The organism is Sporolactobacillus pectinivorans (assembly GCF_002802965.1).
Classification (GTDB): Bacteria; Bacillota; Bacilli; order Bacillales; family Sporolactobacillaceae; genus Sporolactobacillus; species Sporolactobacillus pectinivorans.
Window position 1 is genome coordinate 3,341,119 of the sequence record NZ_NXGA01000001.1, and the last position, 17,334, is coordinate 3,358,452.

Below are 17,334 nucleotides of genomic sequence, written 5' to 3' on the forward strand. Positions count from 1 at the left end.
CGGATTCTAAATTTTTCCTTATCATAAAATATGATCTTTTCATTGAAGTCCCGTCTTATACTGCAATAAATTAACAACTTAATTTTCTAGGCGGCAGATTATCTGCTATTATTTTAATTAGATGCTTTACTATCATCTTCTGAACTCATACCATATCGGAATAATATCAAAATAAAGGGGCTGCACTTATTGTCTGAGAACTACGATGATCCAAATGCAAGACGTGATATTCACCGCACCAGTCTGCGCCCTGACTGCGAGAGCTGCTTTGGTTTGTGCTGTGTTGCCCTACCCTTCGCAGCTTCAGCAGATTTTGCGATCGAAAAAGATGCCGGCAAGTCATGCCCCAATCTGCGATCAGACTTCCGCTGCAGCATTCATAAAAACCTCAGACAGCAGGGATTTAAAGGGTGCACCGCTTTTGACTGCTTCGGTGCAGGGCAAAAAGTTTCTCAAGTCACTTTTGGAGGAACGGACTGGCATGAAGATGCAGCCACGGCAAGGAAAATGTACCATGTGTTTCCAATTATGTTACAGCTCCATGAGATGCTCTGGTATCTGACTGAGGCTCTTATGTTGAAAACGTCTCTTCCGATTCAGGGAGAGCTACGCCTCGCACTTGATGAAACGGAACGACTGTCTCAACTTGATCCCGAAGCACTCATGGAACTGGATGTTCCCTCTCACCGAGCAAATGTAAACGTTCTGCTTCTAAGAACAAGTGAACGAGCATGGGCGGAGTCACAGCATAAAAGTGATAAAAAAAGGAAGAGAATCAATCGTCAAGGTGCTGATCTGATGGGTGCAAATCTTAGAGGAGCTGATCTCGGAGGAACCAACTTAAGAGGAGCGTATCTGATTGCCGCTGACCTCCGGGACGCCGATTTGAGAGCAGCCGACTTTATCGGTGCTGATTTACGAGACGCTGACCTTCGAGGAGCCGATCTCACCGAGAGTATCTTCCTCACTCAAGCACAGATTAGCTCGGCGAAGGGCGATGCACACACTAAATTGCCGCACTTGCTTTCTCACCCAACACATTGGTCTGTTTTTGGTAAAAAAATAAATAAAAGAACTGAAAAGTAACACCCAATCCATCAAATCAGTTGATGATCCCCGCATAAAATTATTCGGGTTTTACCGATCAAGGGCCATAAATAGAAGCAGGAAGGGGAAAACCTCTTCCTGCTTCTGCTCTAAATATTTAAGATTCATGTCTCAGGCATGGTTGCCCGCTTTAGGTGTTGCTTCCGTCGAGAGCACGGTAAAGCCTTGAAGGGTTTTGCTGCTTTCAGCCTGAGGCCGGCTCATCATTCGCTACGATCAATCTGCTTCCACTTGGTTACGGTCTCTTCTTTCTTACCGGCACATTTATTCAGATACCGGGCCAGGACGAAAAAATAGTCCGAAAGACGGTTCATAAAAATATAACTTTGCGGAACCTCTGCATTCAGGCCATTCAGAAGCGTCACGTAATCCCGCTCGCAGCGGCGGACGATCGCACGTGTCATTTGAGCGTAACTTGCCGGAGCCGTACCGCTGTATAGGATAAATTCGGTCAACGGATCCATACGCTGATCCAGCCGGTCGATTTTCGACTCAAGTGATTGAACAACATTTTTGTCGATATAAATTTTTGAAAAATCTGAACTGATTTCAATTCCAATATGATAAAGCGCATTCTGAATCCAATTCAGGTTCTTCAGTTCAGCCTTTGCGTATTCCAGATTGTTTCTCCCGCCTAAAGATTTATTGATCAGCGAAGACAGATAACCGATTGATGCAGAAACCTCGTCGATACTTCCGTTCAGCTCAATAAGCGGGCTGCTCTTAGACGGACGCGCACCGCTCAATGTATTTGTTTTGCCAAGATCACCGTGGCCTGTATAAATCTTCATGAGCCTCTCCCCTTTCCTGTCAGTGTCGGCGCTTAAAAAAACTTCCCGCATGATCAGTCATACCTCCATAAAAGTAGTATAAATCAAATGTCCAACATTTTTTGAGGATAAAGATTATTCGGGGCTGTCGTCTAACACCGATTAATGTGGTCAATGAACTTGAAAATACTGTAGCCACTATGCCAAATAGTAGTATTAAAATAGATTCATACCGCTCTGCTAAACAAGCAGTAGCTACCCTATATGCCCGAACTATTGCCGCTTTCTCCGGAAAATTTAAAAATAACTGATCTTTATTTTGAATAATACCAGTTAATCGCGTCATTGGGCTGTACGTGATATGCACCGGCGCTGATGTTGGGGGCTTTTCCGTTTACGGTGTACATCCATCCGCTGGCGGGAGATGTCTGGCCGGCTTCCTGATTGTTAATGCTGCTAACATAAATTGAACTGCCGAAGCCGTAATAACTGAGCTCAATATGCTTTGCTTCAGTGAATCGCTGCAGCTCGGAAAATACACTGTCATTGGATCGATAAGTAACGGGGCCTTGCGTATTAAAACCGTTCAGACCCTGTATGGTAATGGAAACTGTTTGCTGCCCGGCGGCAGAGCTCGACGAAGAACTCGATGATGCTGTTTGTTGACTTGTTCCTGACTGATTATTTTTTTGAGCAGCGTGATTATTCTTAGCAGCAACCTTTTCAGCTTTAGCAACAGTATTTGTCGCTACACTCTGTGACGTACTGCTCTTGCCTGAAGACATGCTTGATGAGGATTTAGCACTGCTTTGTGTTTGACTTACCTTCTTTGAACCGGCAGCTGATAAACTCTGACCTGACTGTTTCTCTTTTTTCACAACTTTTTGCATTGACTGATTACCGTTATTCTTGTGATCAGTCGATGCAGATGATCCGGACGAATAGGTTTGGACAGCGACGGATGGATGCGTCGCGACCTTTTTGGCCTGAACCTGAAAACTGCCGATGACCAGTCCGATTCCGATAACAATCGCAAGTATAGGAAGAACAAGGGTAAGAAGTATTTTTTTCATGCTCTGCGTCTCCAGATAGCCTTTCTAAAAATCAGCGCTGATGCACCGAGAGCGGTAACGATTGTTCCGCTAATCAGAATTATGGGATTTACAACTGTGCTTTGTGCTGCTTTAGTTTGTAGATGATCCTTTTTACTTCCGGCAGCCTGAGCCTGTTGCGAAGTTTTATGTTTCTTTACCGATTTGTGTGTTTTAGGTCGATTGTTCGATACTTTCGTTTTTGAAACAGGACTGTTCTTAGTTTTCTCTGCGGCAGGATGGGACGCAGCTGTGGAGACAAGAACAGTCGAAGTCGTATGCTGAACCGAAGGTATTTTCTGGATTGGCAATGTTTTCTGATTTGCAGCCGGGTGACTGGATTTAGGCACGATTTGGACTACCGATTTTTTTGTTGACGTTTTTTTACCGGGTCCTGACGATTGGGACGTTGGCAGAATCTTTACCGGCACCGGAGTTTTCACGGCAGGGGTTGAAGATGCTGCAACAGGGAACACAAACAATTTTCCCCCGGAGAGAAACGCTTTGTACGCGACAAATGCTTCAAGCACTTCGTCGTTTGTCATTGGATCTTCCGTATCCCCCTTCTGCCACACATAGCCATCCCCGGACTGGTATGTGTAGAGATTGTTCAGCGGATTTTTGCCGTCTTTATCAAATTTTCCGACTGTCGGATCAATGCCAACGGAAGTCAAACCAATGACCGCTTCGGCTGTTGAATCTGAGCTTTCGCCATAGTTGGAAAATCCGCCATCGGGTAATTCGATACTGGCAAGATATTCGACTGCTTTGTTAATCGCCTCTTTCACGTCCGCCTGATTCTGATACGGAGCAAGAGCGGCCAGAGCGGCACCGGTGGTATCCACGTCAGCAGGTGGTCCCGCATAGCCCCAGCCTCCATCCTGATCGGCCTGGGATAGTATTTTCTGAATCAGACTGGCGGGGGTGTTTACTGCACCGGCGGGGAGCCTGTCTTCATATTTATCGAACGCGATCAACGCATAAATATCGGCAGAAGGGGTGTTCACTGAAGTATCTCTGCCCAGTTCACTGATCAGATTTCTGCCGTTGAAATCGGTTGGGTCCTGTTTCAGAGCCTTGAGAGCGATGATGACTTTTTCCAATGCAGTTCCCGACAGATTTGTCTCTGAGCGAAGCTTGCCCAGATAGGCAGCCTGATTCTCCTGATTCAGCGCCCCATCCCGCGCCAGTGCAATAGCAGCCCAGTCGTCAGGCTGTCCGGACTGAGCCGCCTGCAAAGATTGAGCCAATTGTCCGGACTGGACATGATTTTCCAAACTGGTCAGATGTGTTTCAAAATCATCAGATGGTGCGGCTGAAGCTGTGAAAGGCAGCAGAATGGCTATAAAGAAGGCTAATATAATAGCTGTTAAACGTTTCATTTTCGCGTGCTCTCCTTAATGAAGTTATAAATAAAGCCTCCACTCAATAGAAAATGGAGGCTTATTCCCTGACCTGTCTACCGCAAGTGGTTTGATCATTAACGATTGTAAAGGAAAGATCGGACTTTACCGTGACGGGATCGTTCAGGAATTTCACCTGATTCCATCCTTTACAACTCATGTTCATTTTTTGATTGCTCATAAAGCATATATCATCAATAATGATTTTACAAGCCATTTTGCGTGCAGCAGAATCTCATCCCCGCCCAACGATAAATGATAATATGGGAGTCATCACAATTCAATTTTTAATTAACATTCCATTCTTATGGATCTATTTAAGTATCTGCACTTTCGTGATTAATCTCAGAAATCAGCAGAGCCATACAAAGAATGGCTAATCATATGGACTATATGTGTTTTAATTATCTTGACTCTTGCTTCTTAGAAATAGAGCTATTAAAAGCGCCGTGAGTATACAAAGTGCTGTGTTAATTACTATTGCTAGACTTATACCTGAAAGTATTGTCATCTTTGTCTGATGACCAAGAATATTCATTCGGGCAGTTGCTATCGCTGACATAATTGGAATCCCCATCGTTATCCCAATTTGCTGACTCATCGTAGCCAGACCCGTAGCTAGACCCTGTTCATGATCTGGTAATCCTGATGTCGCTGTAACCATAAAACCTACAATTGCTGCTAGATTGGCAACCCCGCCAATAAAAGTAACCACAAGCAATAAAATAAGCCAACCAGATCCTACATTTAAAAAAACAAGAGGAAATGTAGCTGCTGCCTGAACAACAAAGGCTACTATAATCGCATGCTTAGCACCGATTAAATTGATAATTCTGGGTCCAATGACTCCTCCAATTATTGTACCCACTCCCAAAGCCGTCAGTGAAAGTCCAGCGGATAAGGGTGTATAACCCAGAACATCTTGAAGATAAAGAGTTAAGAGGAAGACAAGTGAAGTTTCAGTTATAAATGCAAGCAAACCTGTAAAGTTTCCCCATACAATATTTCCCTGCTTCAGGATTGAGATAGGCACAAGGGGTTGAGGCGTATATTTTTCGGTGAACCAGAACATCAAAAGTAAGACTGCACCTATTATTAGCGAACCCCAGGCGGAACGATCGGACCAGGATGTTGTTCCAGCAGTCGTAAACCCATAAACAATAGCCAATAAACCAGCAGTAACTGTGATTGCACCTAGAAAATCGACTTTGGGTCGATAATTTAGTTTACTTTCTTTAAGTACAAAAGGAGCGATTAAAATCACAGCAATGGCAACAAAAACATTAATAAAAAATGCCCAGCGCCAACTGAGAACAGAGGTGAGGATACCGCCCAGAATAGCTCCCGTAGTAAAACCTGCTGCCATTAATGCCCCATTCCACCCCAGTACACGATCACGTTGTGGTCCTTCAGGAAAAGAAGTCGTCATAAGAGACAGTGCAGCAGGAGTTACTATTGCTGTAGCAAGCCCTTGAGAAGCTCGAGCAATTAAAAGGAGTACAGGTTCTTCAGCTAAACCACCAGCTAATGACGATAGCCCAAGAAGAGTAATCCCAATCAGAAATAAGCGTTTTCTTCCAAATAAATCAGCAATTCTGCCAAAGAACAGCGTAAATCCTGCTGCACACAATGAATAAACGGTTGCAATCCACTGGAGGTGTTCCAATGAGAAGCCAACGTCTTTCCCTATTGTAGGCAGAGCTACATTTAGAACCGAAAAATCTACTGCAAGAGTAAAATTGGCCATGAGTAAGACAAATACAATAGTTTTGTTGTAGACTTTTCCATTAACACTATTTAACAGGTTATCACTTCGTATTCTCTCGTTTTGCATAGCGTATAATTACTCCTTTACTTTATTTGATAATGTATATAGTATTGTTTGTGGAGTAAATATTAGCAAGTAGGGATTTTAAAGTTATATAGATACCTTTAGGTTACATATGTAATAAAAAGGGGTGTTATAGAATATGAAAAAAGTATACAATATTGGAATGGAAGCATCTCTAGAAGTAATTGGCGGTAAGTGGAAAGCAGTAATATTATGCCACTTAACTACAGGGGCAAAACGTACTGGAGAATTGAAAAGATTAATTCCAGAAATTTCTCAAAAAATGCTAACGAAACAGTTAAGAGAATTAGAAACTTCAGGTATAATTGATCGAAAGGTATACAGACAAGTTCCTCCAAAAGTCGAATATAACTTGAATGATTATGGGAAAAGTTTAACAGCTATTTTAAATAAATTATGTTTGTGGGGAGAACATCATATAGATTATCTAGAGTCCGAGGGGAAAAATATTGTTCTTTTACAGCGTCATGGTCATAAGTGAATTAGCCTCAACAAACATTTTATATGAGTTATTTTAATCTTAGTTGCTTTAATTAATCATAAAGAGATGAAACATTTTGCTTAAAGCTCAGGTTTGAATATCACGGAAATGACGAAGTCACATAAAAGGAGTGGGTAAAGAACAATTCGCCTCCATGGCGCACGGATTGAATGATTATATTGCCAAGCTTGTAGTGGACTTTCACTGCCAAGTTGTCGCCCATGCCAGGCGCAACAAAAAACCGGTCATTAACCGGTTAATAATCCTTGCCTAAATATCTATTTTACATACTCCGACTTGCTATGTTGTGAGGGGGATAACTGTCTGCATGTCCCATGTCCCTATTATTATGGGAGAATATGATTATTTATGAAGGAATCCCCGTTAAGCATAGAAAAGTTACTTCCATCAGGCGTATTTTTGAGGGTTTAATACGACTTATTTGGTGGAGATCCGTTATTGATGCGCTTTCATTTTCATCTTCACGAGAATATCTTATTAATCTGTGACGCGCTGTGACAGTTCTTCCCGCTTCTCAAGAGGCTTTCTCAAGAGGCTTTTTCCAGAAGCCGATAATCAGTCCGGCGATCACGGCACCAATCAGAATAGCGGCGATGAACAAAAATGGCTGATTGCTCAGGGCAACCACAAAGATACCGCCGTGCGGCGCCGGAATGTTGACTTTCCATAATTGCGTCAGAGCGCCCGCGGTTGCCGAACCGATAATGCTTGAGCAGATAATCCGCAGAGGATCGGAGGCGGCGAACGGAATAGCGCCTTCGGTAATAAACGATAACCCAAGAACATAGTTCGTGATCCCTGCTTTTTTTTCATCATCAGTAAACTTATTTTTGAAAAATGTAGTAGCAAGCGCTATTGCCAGTGGGGGCACCATTCCGCCAGCCATGACAGCAGCCATCATTAGCCCGCCGTTTGGTGCACCGCTGGTAAATACGCCGATCGCAAAAGTATAGGCGGCTTTGTTGACAGGGCCGCCCATGTCAACAGCCTGCATCCCACCAAGAACAAGTCCAAGCAGTATGGCGTTCCCAGTGCCAAGATGACTCAGCGCACCGATCAGGCCCGTATTAATCCATGTAAAAATTGGGTCGAGAATGTAATACATGAGCCCGCCGGTAATCAGCAGGCCAAACACCGGAAAAAGCAGAATCGGTTTCAGGCCGTTGAGTGTTTTGGGAAGTCCGGAGAATACTTTTCTCAGGAGGATAATAACCCATCCGGCCAGAAATCCGGCGGCAAGGCCGCCAAGAAATCCGGCGTTCGATGAGTAGGCCATAAATCCTCCGACAACACCGGGCATTAATGCCGGGCGGTCGCCGATGCTGACGGCGATATAACCGGCCAGAATCGCAATCAGGAAGTGGAAGGCACCAGTTTGGCCGCCGGCAACCGTGCTCAGCATTTGGAAAATTGGATTGTTCTTGCCCAAGTGTTCAAACATGAAGGAGATGGCAAGCAAAATACCACCGCCCACAACAAAGGGAAGCATATGAGAAATGCCGTTCATCAGGTCCTTATAGATCCTGTTCCAGACACTGTTTGTGCTTTCTGTCCCGGATAAGTCCAGACCGCTTTCCGCATGGTATATCGGCGCCTGTCCGTGAAGCGCTTTAGTGATCAGTTCTTCAGGCTTGCGGATACCGTCACTGACCGGTGTCTGCAGTACCTTCTTACCGTCAAAGCGGGCCATTTCAACTTTTTTATCAGCCGCAACAATGACTCCGGCCGCGCGTGCAATTTCGTCGCGTGTAAGCACATGCTTTGCACCTTCAGACCCATTCGTTTCGACTCGGATCGAAACGCCCATCTCCACAGCTTTTTTCTTTAGCGCATCTTCTGCCATATAGGTATGCGCGATCCCTGTCGGGCATGCGGTTACGGCAACAACAAATCTCTCATTATCCGTCACTTTCGAAGCCGGTTGGGAAGCTTCTTTCTTTTCCCTTTCTTCTTTTTCAGCCTGCTCGTCGTCAAATAACTGAGCAACCTCTGCAGGTGTCTCAGCTTGCTTCACTTTAGCGACAAACTTCTGATCAATCAGCAATCGTGAAAGCGCGGCCAACGTTTGCAAATGCACATTGGCTGCCCCCTCCGGTGCGGCAATCATAAAGAAGAGATAAGAAGGTTTGCAGTCAAGCGCTTTGTAATCAATACCCTTCCTGCTGCGTCCGAACACAACAGTTGCCTCGTTAACCGCTTTGGTTTTCGCATGCGGCATGGCAATGCCGTTATCGATTCCGGTACTCGATTCTGCCTCTCTTTTCAGAATCATTTCTTTGAAGAGCTTTGGATCATTGATCCTCCCATTCTTCTCCAGGCTGGCGACGAGTTCGTCAATGGCTTCTTCTTTTGTTGTCGCCTGCATATCCATCACCATTGCGCGCTCAATCATCAGATTGGTAATTTTCATTTTGTACTCACCCCTCATGTTCTATAGGACATCGTCATCGAATTGTTCAGACTGGTGCAGAGGTGTTCATCTGTCGGTCAGTTTCCTTTGAAAGGCCTTCAAGCGCGGAACACAGCCATTTATGGAACCGATTACATTTAATACCGCTACCAACCGGTCCCTTTAATGGACTTTCTCAGCACCCGCTTTTCAACAGGAATTGAGCTGCACTTTGAAAGTTTCCTTCTTCTTTTATTGAAGATGATCTGCGCTGCACTTTCGTTTTAAATATCCGTATGATCAAACGGGTACTTCATTCCCCACTGGTTCCGCACGTTAGTCAATATGTCCATGATATCTACGGATAAGGCAAATTCACCGTCATCATGGCCTTGCTCAATATATCTTTGCATATCCTGAACTTCGTATTGCAGGGCAAGGGATTCATCTCCCGCGGTCAGCACTTCATGTGATTCCGTGTGTGCATCTTTCGTATAGGTAATCTCGGCTTTTGTGGCCCGCGGATAGTTTGATATTTCGATGTATCCATTGGTGCCTGAAATCACCCCACGTTTCGGCTGTTTCGCACGCATCGACAAGGACATAACCGCTAATTGATCATCCAGATTTTTTAAGATAATACCTGATTGTTCATCGACCCCTGTTTCAAAATATTTGACGGTGGTCAGGATATTCGTTGGCTGCGCTTTCAGGAATGAGCGTACAAAAGCTGTGGCATATCCGCCAATATCTAATAAGGCGCCGCCGGCTAAGTCTTTGTTGAAGAAACGATTCCTGACATCGTAATCTTTTAAGCTGCCAAAATTAACCTGTACCAGATTGACATCGCCGAGTTCTCCGGACTGAACGAGCTGCTTGACTCTTTTATACAGCGGCATGTGGAATAATGTGAGTCCCTCTGTAACAATCAATCCCTTTTGAGCAGCCAATTCCTTAACTTTATTCAACTGTTGCGAATTGACCGTGATCGCTTTTTCAGCAAAAACATGCTGTTTGCCTGCAGCGCTTTCATAATATAGCCATAGTGAAAATTATGCGGGGTCGCAATATAGACCACATCGACATTGGGATCTTTAAGCAAATCGTCCGGATTTGAGAAGGTGTGCGTCACCTTTTTCTCCTGACTGAATGCCTGTAAAGCCGCTTCATTCACATCGGCTACAGCATAAATTTCTCCATTCACGGCATTTAATGCGTCAGCCATTTCATGTGCGATCCATCCAGTACCAATCATTCCCCAGTTAAACGTTTTCATTTTATTCATCCTCACATTCATTGTTTTTTTTCTGAGTCAGCCTAGACGATTTGCGATACACCATCTTTAAAGAAAGAACGATTGAGAGCCTCACCTCCCTGCTATTCAAAATGAAAATAATTTCAACAATTAAATTTACCATGTAACTTATTTTAATATATCACTCGAATCTTTTTTGTCAATAAGAAAATTCGTCTTAAAGCTTCCACATGATCGCAACATGTGGCCCCATAAGCGGTTGAGCAAAATTAAAACCTCTGAATACAACAAAAAAGCCAGTACCTTGATTCACTCGAAGTACTGACTTTTCCCATTATTTGACACTTACACTTGTCTAATCTTCTTTTAAATGATTGTCATTCATTCGTGCTCACACTTTTTTGTCTCATAAAGTTTCACCAAAGTTCCTCAAGTCTCATATAAAAATGTTTTACCCAAAGTAGGTCTGTATGAATAAAGACGTGGCGAGCCCCATCGCCCCAATGGCTATGACGATTTTCATCACTTTAGAAGGAATAAGACGCACAATATAGGGACCGATATATCCGCCGATGAAAAGTCCGGCAGCCAGGGGTGCCACCGCTAGCCAATAGATATGTGAGCGAATGGCATAAAGTAACGTGGCTACAAGATTTGATGCACCTAACGATACATTTTTCATTGCGTTATACTCCGCAAATTTTGCATGGCTTGTTGCCGCAAAGATGGCCAGCATAATCACGCCGCCAGCCGCGCCGAAGTATCCCGTATAAGCCCCAACAACGAGAATGGCTATACTATAAGCGACTTCAGCCGCTTTCAGTCGAAACATGCCTTCCTTATTTTCATCGCTGATGGCGCTTTGCTGCCTGCTCTTATCCTTACTCGTTTGCTTCGGACGTAAAATCAGTAACGCCGCGCCGAAAATGAAAAAAGGGACAACATGCTCAAATGTTGTCGCCGGTGCTATTAATAAGAGTATACTGCCACAGATGCTGCCGATTATAGTAAGCGGTAACAGTTTAATAAGATTGTGACCATGACCGCGCAACTCGCGCTTTGATGCTATTCCCGACCCCACTCCTGTAAATATGAGTGCGGCAGTGTTGGTTACATTGGCATACACGGGCGGTATCCCTAAGGCGAGCAATGCAGGATAGGAAACGAGTGAGGCAAGTCCTACAGACGAACTTATTATTCCTGCTAAAACACCAACCGGAAAAAGAATGAACAAATAGTGATATAACATGAATCATATTTCACCTTTCCATAAAAAAAGTTTGCTTCATTCTAAAGTAATGTTGCATATACATCGAATGAGTATTCACGAGAACCATCGATATTATTATAAACGGTCGTATTCTCATTGCTTTCACAACTTATTATAAATCTATACATTTGAAGAAATTTTGTAAAACCTATTGCCTCGAAAAAAATCCTTTCACCGATCAGACTGTTGATCCAGCGTTTTCCATCACTATTTTGCCGATAAACGGCGGCCAGCCCTTTAACAATGAAAAAAATAATGAGTCAGCGATTTGCCTTTAAGAAAGACCAGTGTTTTGGCCTGATAACTTTTCAACGCCTGCCGAGGGATTCCATTTGGCGCAGTGCGGATTCATGAGCCTTCTGTACGCAAAACGGACATTGACACCCCCATAAGAGCTTTTATCATAGCCATACTCTTAATCAAAGAAACTTGATCTGGATCATGGTATGATGCCTGCCTATTCCTTATTATCAATGATAGGAATTATCATTTAAAACAGTTAAGCTGAAAAGAGGAGAAAGGATGAACGTTTATACACTGCACGAACAAAATACCCGGCTGAAGGAAATACTTTTTATCGATCCAGCGGTCACTATCGTCCATCTGTCTTTGAAGGAAGGACAGGAAATAGGAAAACATCATGGTGGACCGGCACGGGTCACCGTGATTCCGGTCAAAGGTGAAGTGATCTTTTCGACAGAGGAGCAATCGGTACAGCTCGTTCCGGGGAAATTCGTCCGGCTGAATGCCGGTGAAGAACATGGGCTGAGGGCCAATCAGAACAGCGAAATTATCATTATCAAGCAGCCCGATGCGGCAGCGGAATGACTGTCCAGACCAGGTGCACAGCAAATAACAGGCAGGACGGAGTCCGATTATTGCAGGACCCTCCTGCCTGCCGTTTGTCTACACATCATATTGAGTACGGAGAAATATCAGCAGCACGATGGCATGATTCACCAACGGATCTCTCGCCGCATAAACAAGTGTGATTGTCCCCTCCCTGCTTTCGGTGGCAATCCGCTCCAACAACAGCCGTTTCTCCTGATCATGCGTAAGTTCATCTATATACTTACTCCGAAACAATTCGAACTTGCCCGCCTCATGGTTGAACCAGCGACGCAGCTCAGGACTAGGCGCTAAGTCTTTAAGCCAGCCCACCAGCCGGGCGCGGTCTTTCGACACCCCCCGCGGCCACAGCCGGTCGACCAGATAACGCTGCCCGTCCTCAGGCACAGCCGGTTCATAGATGCGTTTGATTTGAATCATCGGCATAGCCCCCATGCTCCTTAGTGTTCTTTGATTCCGTCAGTGAGCGGATGTTCCCCTACTTCAATCGACTCAGTCGGACAGCCCATATAGGCGTCCTCCAGATCCTCAAGAAGCTCTTCAGGAATTGGACGAATACCCTGATTCCCGTCAATAAGCGAGAAAGCGATCCCCTCCTCGTCACAATCAAAAATGTCGGGTGCCGACGCCTGACAGGCACCGCAGGCGATACAAGTATCCTGATTCACACGCGTATATTTAGCCAATCCTGAAAACCTCTCTTTCCAAACCCAGCCTGTTGCATAATCATAAATATCTGGGTTACTGAATTCATTCACAAGCATAACAGCCGGATGAGAGAATCTCCATGATCTCGATCAATTTGCGTGCGACCCCGTCGTATAACTCAAGATCTCTCAATAAATGACGTGAATTAAGTCAAATAGAGATGCAATAATCAGTGTGAGGAAAATCGTGAACCAACACCTGATCAGAATTTTAGCCAAAGTGTATTTCATCATACAATCTCTCTAAATAATAAAATTTTCTCATGAAATTACGCTTGGGTTATCTGGTCAAGTCCTTTTATTGATCCACGTTTAAGCCCCATTGAAGCAAAGATGGTACCCAGTGACATCAAGAATAGACCTGTAATGAACATCAGGCTATTCACATCTTGTGTCATAAATAATTGCGGTGAATGAACAGTAATCTGAACAATTAGGATGGTCGAGAGCACTACTGATACCGCCATGCCAAACAGAATGACTATTTCAGGGATATATACAAATTTTATTTCAGATAATTGAAACTCAGTTCTTATGACAACAAGTGAGACCGCAGCAGTACCTGCAATTAATAGGAGAGTCGAAAGGATTAAGTACCCAATCAAAAGGGCAAAGATATAAGCTTGCAAGTGCCAGAACACAAGCATTACCGTAAAGATTGCCGTAAAAAGTGCAAATAAGAGTAAACACGAAAGAGAGAACCAAAATGGATGTAACACATCTGATTTTCTATTTTTGAATGCCCGTTTAACAGAAATGAAAAAGATAGGAAGACCACCAATTAAAATCGTTAAAAATGAGATAGAACCAACAATAAAAACGGCATGATAAAGAACTCCAAACTCCGGATGAATTTTGTCGACCACTTGAAAGTTAGGAACAGGGTCATTGAGCCGTTGAAGCAAACTCCAACCTACGCCATATAGCACAAAGGCACCAAAAACCATCACAATCCCTGAACGAATTCGGTTTGTCATATATGAAACTCCCTCTGTAAAAAAACTGAAATTTAAATTTGCATCAAGGGCTCCTATTAGTAAGTCAATCATCGTAACAAGTGTTATTTTGTGTTCCTCTAAAACAGCTAACATTTCATCTTCATAACGCACACGCCAAGCACGCGGATAAAGTTTTAATAACCAACGCATCAGAACCCCTCCAGTGTTGCCAATCGTCTTTTTCCGGTCATGGCAATTTGTTCTAATGTTGCTACCTGCTCCCTAAAAACGGTTGCTCCCTTGTTTGTGATGTGATAAGGGCGGCGCCTTTCCTCGGCAGCCAGAGCTTCGATCCATCCCAATTTCTCTAATCGTGCAATTGCGCCATACAGTGTTCCTGGTTCCAGTTGAGTACCACTGAATACCTTAATGTCTTCCATCATGGCATACCCATGTTTCGGTCCGCTTGCCAAACTAGATAAAATAAGAAATGACACATCAGAAAAACGGCCTAACTCCTTTTGTCTCATTTAAAATTTCCTTTCCACTTTATTAAGTTAAACTTACTAAGTTTTGCTTAATAATAAAACATCCTTTTATTGTTGTCAAGATTTTATTAGATCCCGGGCGATGTCCATAGAATGAATAGGCACGACTTTCCCTCCACACTGAGCACATGAGGAGCCTCCTTGTATGTTTTGGGTTTGGTCACCTATAATCATACAAAGGAGTAGCTCCTTTGTATCACCCAGTCGGTGGAAATTAGAAAATTACTTTAACACTCGCATGGAACAGGTCTTAACTAGATTGACTAATGAAGAATTAAGGATTAATTTGTCTTATCTTGCAAACAATGTCACCATATTTAAATAGATCAACCGCTTTGCGTTTCCATTAAGCACAACTTAGGAATTCTATTTAATTGTCGTGTTGAAAAAGGATATTCCGCGGTATCTTCTTTTGCACCACTTCAAAAAGAAGTCCATCCAGTTAATATTCAGTTAATTTTTCCATGTTACACTCTTTTACAACAACATGAGAGGGGGTAGTCGATATACGGGTCAGGAGCGATCAGAAGACAACTTAGCCAATGGCTTCAAGCTGGTAATAAAAAAGTTTTTCTTAACGAATAATGTGTATCAGAAACAGAAACTCAGATTCGCCTACATAAGAGGAGGCAGTATCAGTGCACTTTTTGGAGCTCAAGAACATCCACAAATCATACTATTTAGGCAAAGAAGAACAACCCGTTTTAAAAGGTATTAATCTCAGCTTTGAACGCGGTGAATTTGTATCTATTCTGGGTGAATCCGGTGGTGGAAAAACAACGCTGATGAATATTATCGGTGGGCTTGATCGAAATTTCAGCGGCGAAGTATTGATAAATGGCCAACGATTAAATCACTCGAAGGCTAAAGCATTGGACCGGTTTCGCCGGGAAACGGTGGGCTATATTTATCAATCTTATAATTTAATCAGCCATTTGAATGTACTTGATAACGTCATCATTTCACTGGATATGACGACACTGTCCAAAAGTGAACGCGAAGAACGGGCCAAAGCATTGTTAAAAAAAGTCGGGCTGCTGGACCATATCCGAAAATATCCGAGCCAGCTGTCCGGTGGTCAGAAGCAGCGTGTAGCTATTGCCAGGGCTTTGGCCAGTGACCCGAAAATTATCATTGCGGACGAGCCTACGGGGGCATTAGACTCACAAAACACCGAAGAAGTCCTGCGCATTTTAAACCAAATTGCCAAAGAGGGGCGGCTCGTTATTGCCGTCACTCACTCTCAGGCCGTTGCCGATTATGGCACGCGTATTGTTCACTTGAAAGACGGGAAAATAGACCAGGAAGAAACTTTGAAAGATGCCTACCCGATACCTGCGGAGACCGCGCAGATCCAGTCGCGTCCGCTTCCGGCCTGGGCAAGCTATTTTACGGCATTTAAACACCTTAAATTCCATTTTGGGCGCAATTCGCTTATTATCCTTGGTACAGCTATCGGACTCTCCGCCGTCATGTTGTTCAGCGGTTTAGGCAACGGAGTTAAAGGATACATTAACGAACAGGTCAATTCATTGGTCAATCCGCAGGCGATCACCGTATCAAGATACAGCAATTCGGCAACTGCTTCTCCCCGGGGGGCGGCACGAACGGCAATGGCAACGACCAGTACAGGTAACACCCTGAGCTCGTCCCAAATTCAGCAGCTGAAAAATTTAAAACACGTTGTAAGTGTCGAACCAGGCTATAGAATCAGTAATCCCACAATAACGATTGGCAGTAAAACACTGACTCTGTCGTCTATTCAAACGTGGACGCACAGTCTGCAAACTTCAATTATTCAAGCAGGGCATGCGGCCGGTGATAATGAGATTATGGTTGACGAAACAGCAGTAGCAAAAGAATGGTCAGCCACAAACTGGAAGAACATCATCGGTAAGAAAGTCACTGTGACCTACACGGCCTATAATTCTCATGGCAAACCGATCCAGATTCAAAAGAAACTGACCGTTTCCGGAATTACGAGCAGCAGCGCCGCCGCCCAGAACGGCGGGATCAATGCCATGAATTATAACACCATGTATGATTCATTAAAAAATGCAAATGCCTCGACTCAGGCCACGTTTGCCACGGTTAATGTCGATAAAATGAGCCACGTTAAAGCTCTGGGAAATACAATTAATAAGATAAACACGAGCAACAAGCGTGTTTTCAATGCGATCGTCATTTCTGATACATTGGATACCATCAACACATTTATCAATTTAGCATCCAATGTACTGTCTGCAATTGCCGGCATTTCACTGCTAGTCTCGGCGCTGATGATCATTGTGACCATGTTTATGTCCGTCAATGACCGGATAAAAGAAATCGGTATTTTACGTGCAATGGGTGAAAGCAAACGCGATATCCGCCGGCTCTTCACGAGCGAATCGATCCTCATTGGTTTGTTAAGTTCTGTATTTGCCACAGTGCTCGCCTATGGGGTCGGTAGTGCTCTTAACCATGTACTCTATCACTTGGCTAAATATAACCTTGTGCAAGTCACGTTTAACAATGTGCTATTTGCCTTTATCATCGCTCTGATTATTGCTTTTATTGCTGCCCTGTTGCCGGCACGGCGCGCGGCAGGCTTGAATCCTATTGATGCATTAGCTTCAGAATAAGATATCCAAAACAATGAAGCTGTTCCGAA

General features: G+C 43.8%; 15 protein-coding genes, 1 pseudogene and 1 riboswitch. Of the genes and pseudogenes, 5 read left to right on the plus strand and 11 right to left on the minus strand.

What is annotated here, in order from left to right; translation table 11 throughout:
• Positions 1-189: 189 nt before the first annotated feature.
• Positions 190-1,086 (plus strand): pentapeptide repeat-containing protein, encoded by an 897-nt coding sequence (locus COP04_RS16320; protein WP_100488996.1) that lies wholly within the window; start codon positions 190-192, stop codon positions 1,084-1,086.
• Between the two features lie 224 nt (positions 1,087-1,310).
• Here the strand turns inward: COP04_RS16320 and COP04_RS16325 are convergent, their stop codons facing one another.
• The 4 genes from COP04_RS16325 to COP04_RS16340 all read right to left on the minus strand — a co-directional run bounded on the left by COP04_RS16325 (position 1,311) and on the right by COP04_RS16340 (position 6,205).
• Positions 1,311-1,898 (minus strand): cob(I)yrinic acid a,c-diamide adenosyltransferase, encoded by a 588-nt coding sequence (locus tag COP04_RS16325; RefSeq protein ID WP_100489735.1) that lies wholly within the window; start codon positions 1,896-1,898, stop codon positions 1,311-1,313.
• A gap of 293 nt (positions 1,899-2,191) precedes the next feature.
• Positions 2,192-2,950 (minus strand): DUF4430 domain-containing protein, encoded by a 759-nt coding sequence (locus tag COP04_RS16330; RefSeq protein ID WP_100488997.1) that lies wholly within the window; start codon positions 2,948-2,950, stop codon positions 2,192-2,194.
• Positions 2,947-4,350 (minus strand): prenyltransferase/squalene oxidase repeat-containing protein, encoded by a 1,404-nt coding sequence (locus COP04_RS16335; protein WP_100488998.1) that lies wholly within the window; start codon positions 4,348-4,350, stop codon positions 2,947-2,949. The genes COP04_RS16330 and COP04_RS16335 overlap by 4 nt, the downstream gene beginning before the upstream one ends.
• 84 nt (positions 4,351-4,434) lie before the next feature.
• Positions 4,435-4,543: riboswitch (adenosylcobalamin (AdoCbl) riboswitch) on the minus strand.
• 228 nt (positions 4,544-4,771) lie between these two features.
• The gene (locus COP04_RS16340) at positions 4,772-6,205 is read right to left on the minus strand and encodes an MFS transporter (RefSeq protein WP_100488999.1); all 1,434 of its coding nucleotides are present in this window, start codon (positions 6,203-6,205) and stop codon (positions 4,772-4,774) included.
• A 136-nt stretch (positions 6,206-6,341) separates the two neighbouring features.
• On the opposite strand from COP04_RS16340, the gene COP04_RS16345 reads away from it, so the two are divergent.
• Both COP04_RS16345 and COP04_RS19765 read left to right on the plus strand, forming a co-directional pair.
• Complete coding sequence (locus COP04_RS16345) at positions 6,342-6,704, plus strand: winged helix-turn-helix transcriptional regulator (protein ID WP_100489000.1); 363 nt, start codon at positions 6,342-6,344, stop codon at positions 6,702-6,704.
• Positions 6,705-6,834: 130 nt separating this feature from the next.
• On the plus strand, positions 6,835-6,978 hold the full coding sequence (locus COP04_RS19765) for a hypothetical protein (protein ID WP_157800351.1): 144 nt from the start codon (positions 6,835-6,837) through the stop codon (positions 6,976-6,978).
• A gap of 261 nt (positions 6,979-7,239) precedes the next feature.
• On the opposite strand, the gene COP04_RS16350 is transcribed toward COP04_RS19765, so the two are convergent.
• The 3 genes and pseudogenes from COP04_RS16350 to COP04_RS16360 form a co-directional block, all read right to left on the minus strand.
• Positions 7,240-9,135 (minus strand): PTS fructose transporter subunit IIABC, encoded by a 1,896-nt coding sequence (locus tag COP04_RS16350; protein WP_100489001.1) that lies wholly within the window; start codon positions 9,133-9,135, stop codon positions 7,240-7,242.
• Between the two features lie 263 nt (positions 9,136-9,398).
• A pseudogene (locus tag COP04_RS16355) lies at positions 9,399-10,390 on the minus strand (Gfo/Idh/MocA family protein).
• A 430-nt stretch (positions 10,391-10,820) separates the two neighbouring features.
• Complete coding sequence (locus COP04_RS16360) at positions 10,821-11,618, minus strand: sulfite exporter TauE/SafE family protein (RefSeq protein ID WP_100489002.1); 798 nt, start codon at positions 11,616-11,618, stop codon at positions 10,821-10,823.
• Positions 11,619-12,161: 543 nt separating this feature from the next.
• Between COP04_RS16360 and COP04_RS16365 the strand changes: the two genes are divergently transcribed.
• A complete protein-coding gene (locus tag COP04_RS16365) occupies positions 12,162-12,467 on the plus strand; it encodes a cupin domain-containing protein (protein ID WP_100489003.1) in 306 nt (101 codons plus the stop codon).
• Between the two features lie 78 nt (positions 12,468-12,545).
• On the opposite strand, the gene COP04_RS16370 is transcribed toward COP04_RS16365, so the two are convergent.
• The 4 genes from COP04_RS16370 to COP04_RS16385 form a co-directional block, all read right to left on the minus strand.
• Positions 12,546-12,908, minus strand: coding sequence for a DUF488 domain-containing protein (locus COP04_RS16370; RefSeq protein WP_338062855.1), 363 nt, complete (start codon positions 12,906-12,908; stop codon positions 12,546-12,548).
• 20 nt (positions 12,909-12,928) lie between these two features.
• A complete protein-coding gene (locus tag COP04_RS16375) occupies positions 12,929-13,174 on the minus strand; it encodes a ferredoxin (RefSeq protein ID WP_162297117.1) in 246 nt (81 codons plus the stop codon).
• Positions 13,175-13,464: 290 nt separating this feature from the next.
• Positions 13,465-14,343 carry a hypothetical protein gene (locus COP04_RS16380; RefSeq protein ID WP_100489006.1) on the minus strand — a complete coding sequence of 293 codons (879 nt, stop codon included), beginning with the start codon at positions 14,341-14,343 and terminating at the stop codon, positions 13,465-13,467.
• A complete protein-coding gene (locus COP04_RS16385; protein WP_100489007.1) occupies positions 14,343-14,663 on the minus strand; it encodes a PadR family transcriptional regulator in 321 nt (106 codons plus the stop codon). The genes COP04_RS16380 and COP04_RS16385 overlap by 1 nt, the downstream gene beginning before the upstream one ends.
• A gap of 656 nt (positions 14,664-15,319) precedes the next feature.
• On the opposite strand from COP04_RS16385, the gene COP04_RS16390 reads away from it, so the two are divergent.
• Entirely contained in the window at positions 15,320-17,305 is a 1,986-nt protein-coding gene (locus tag COP04_RS16390) for an ABC transporter ATP-binding protein/permease (RefSeq protein WP_100489008.1), read from the plus strand.
• Positions 17,306-17,334: the final 29 nt, after the last annotated feature.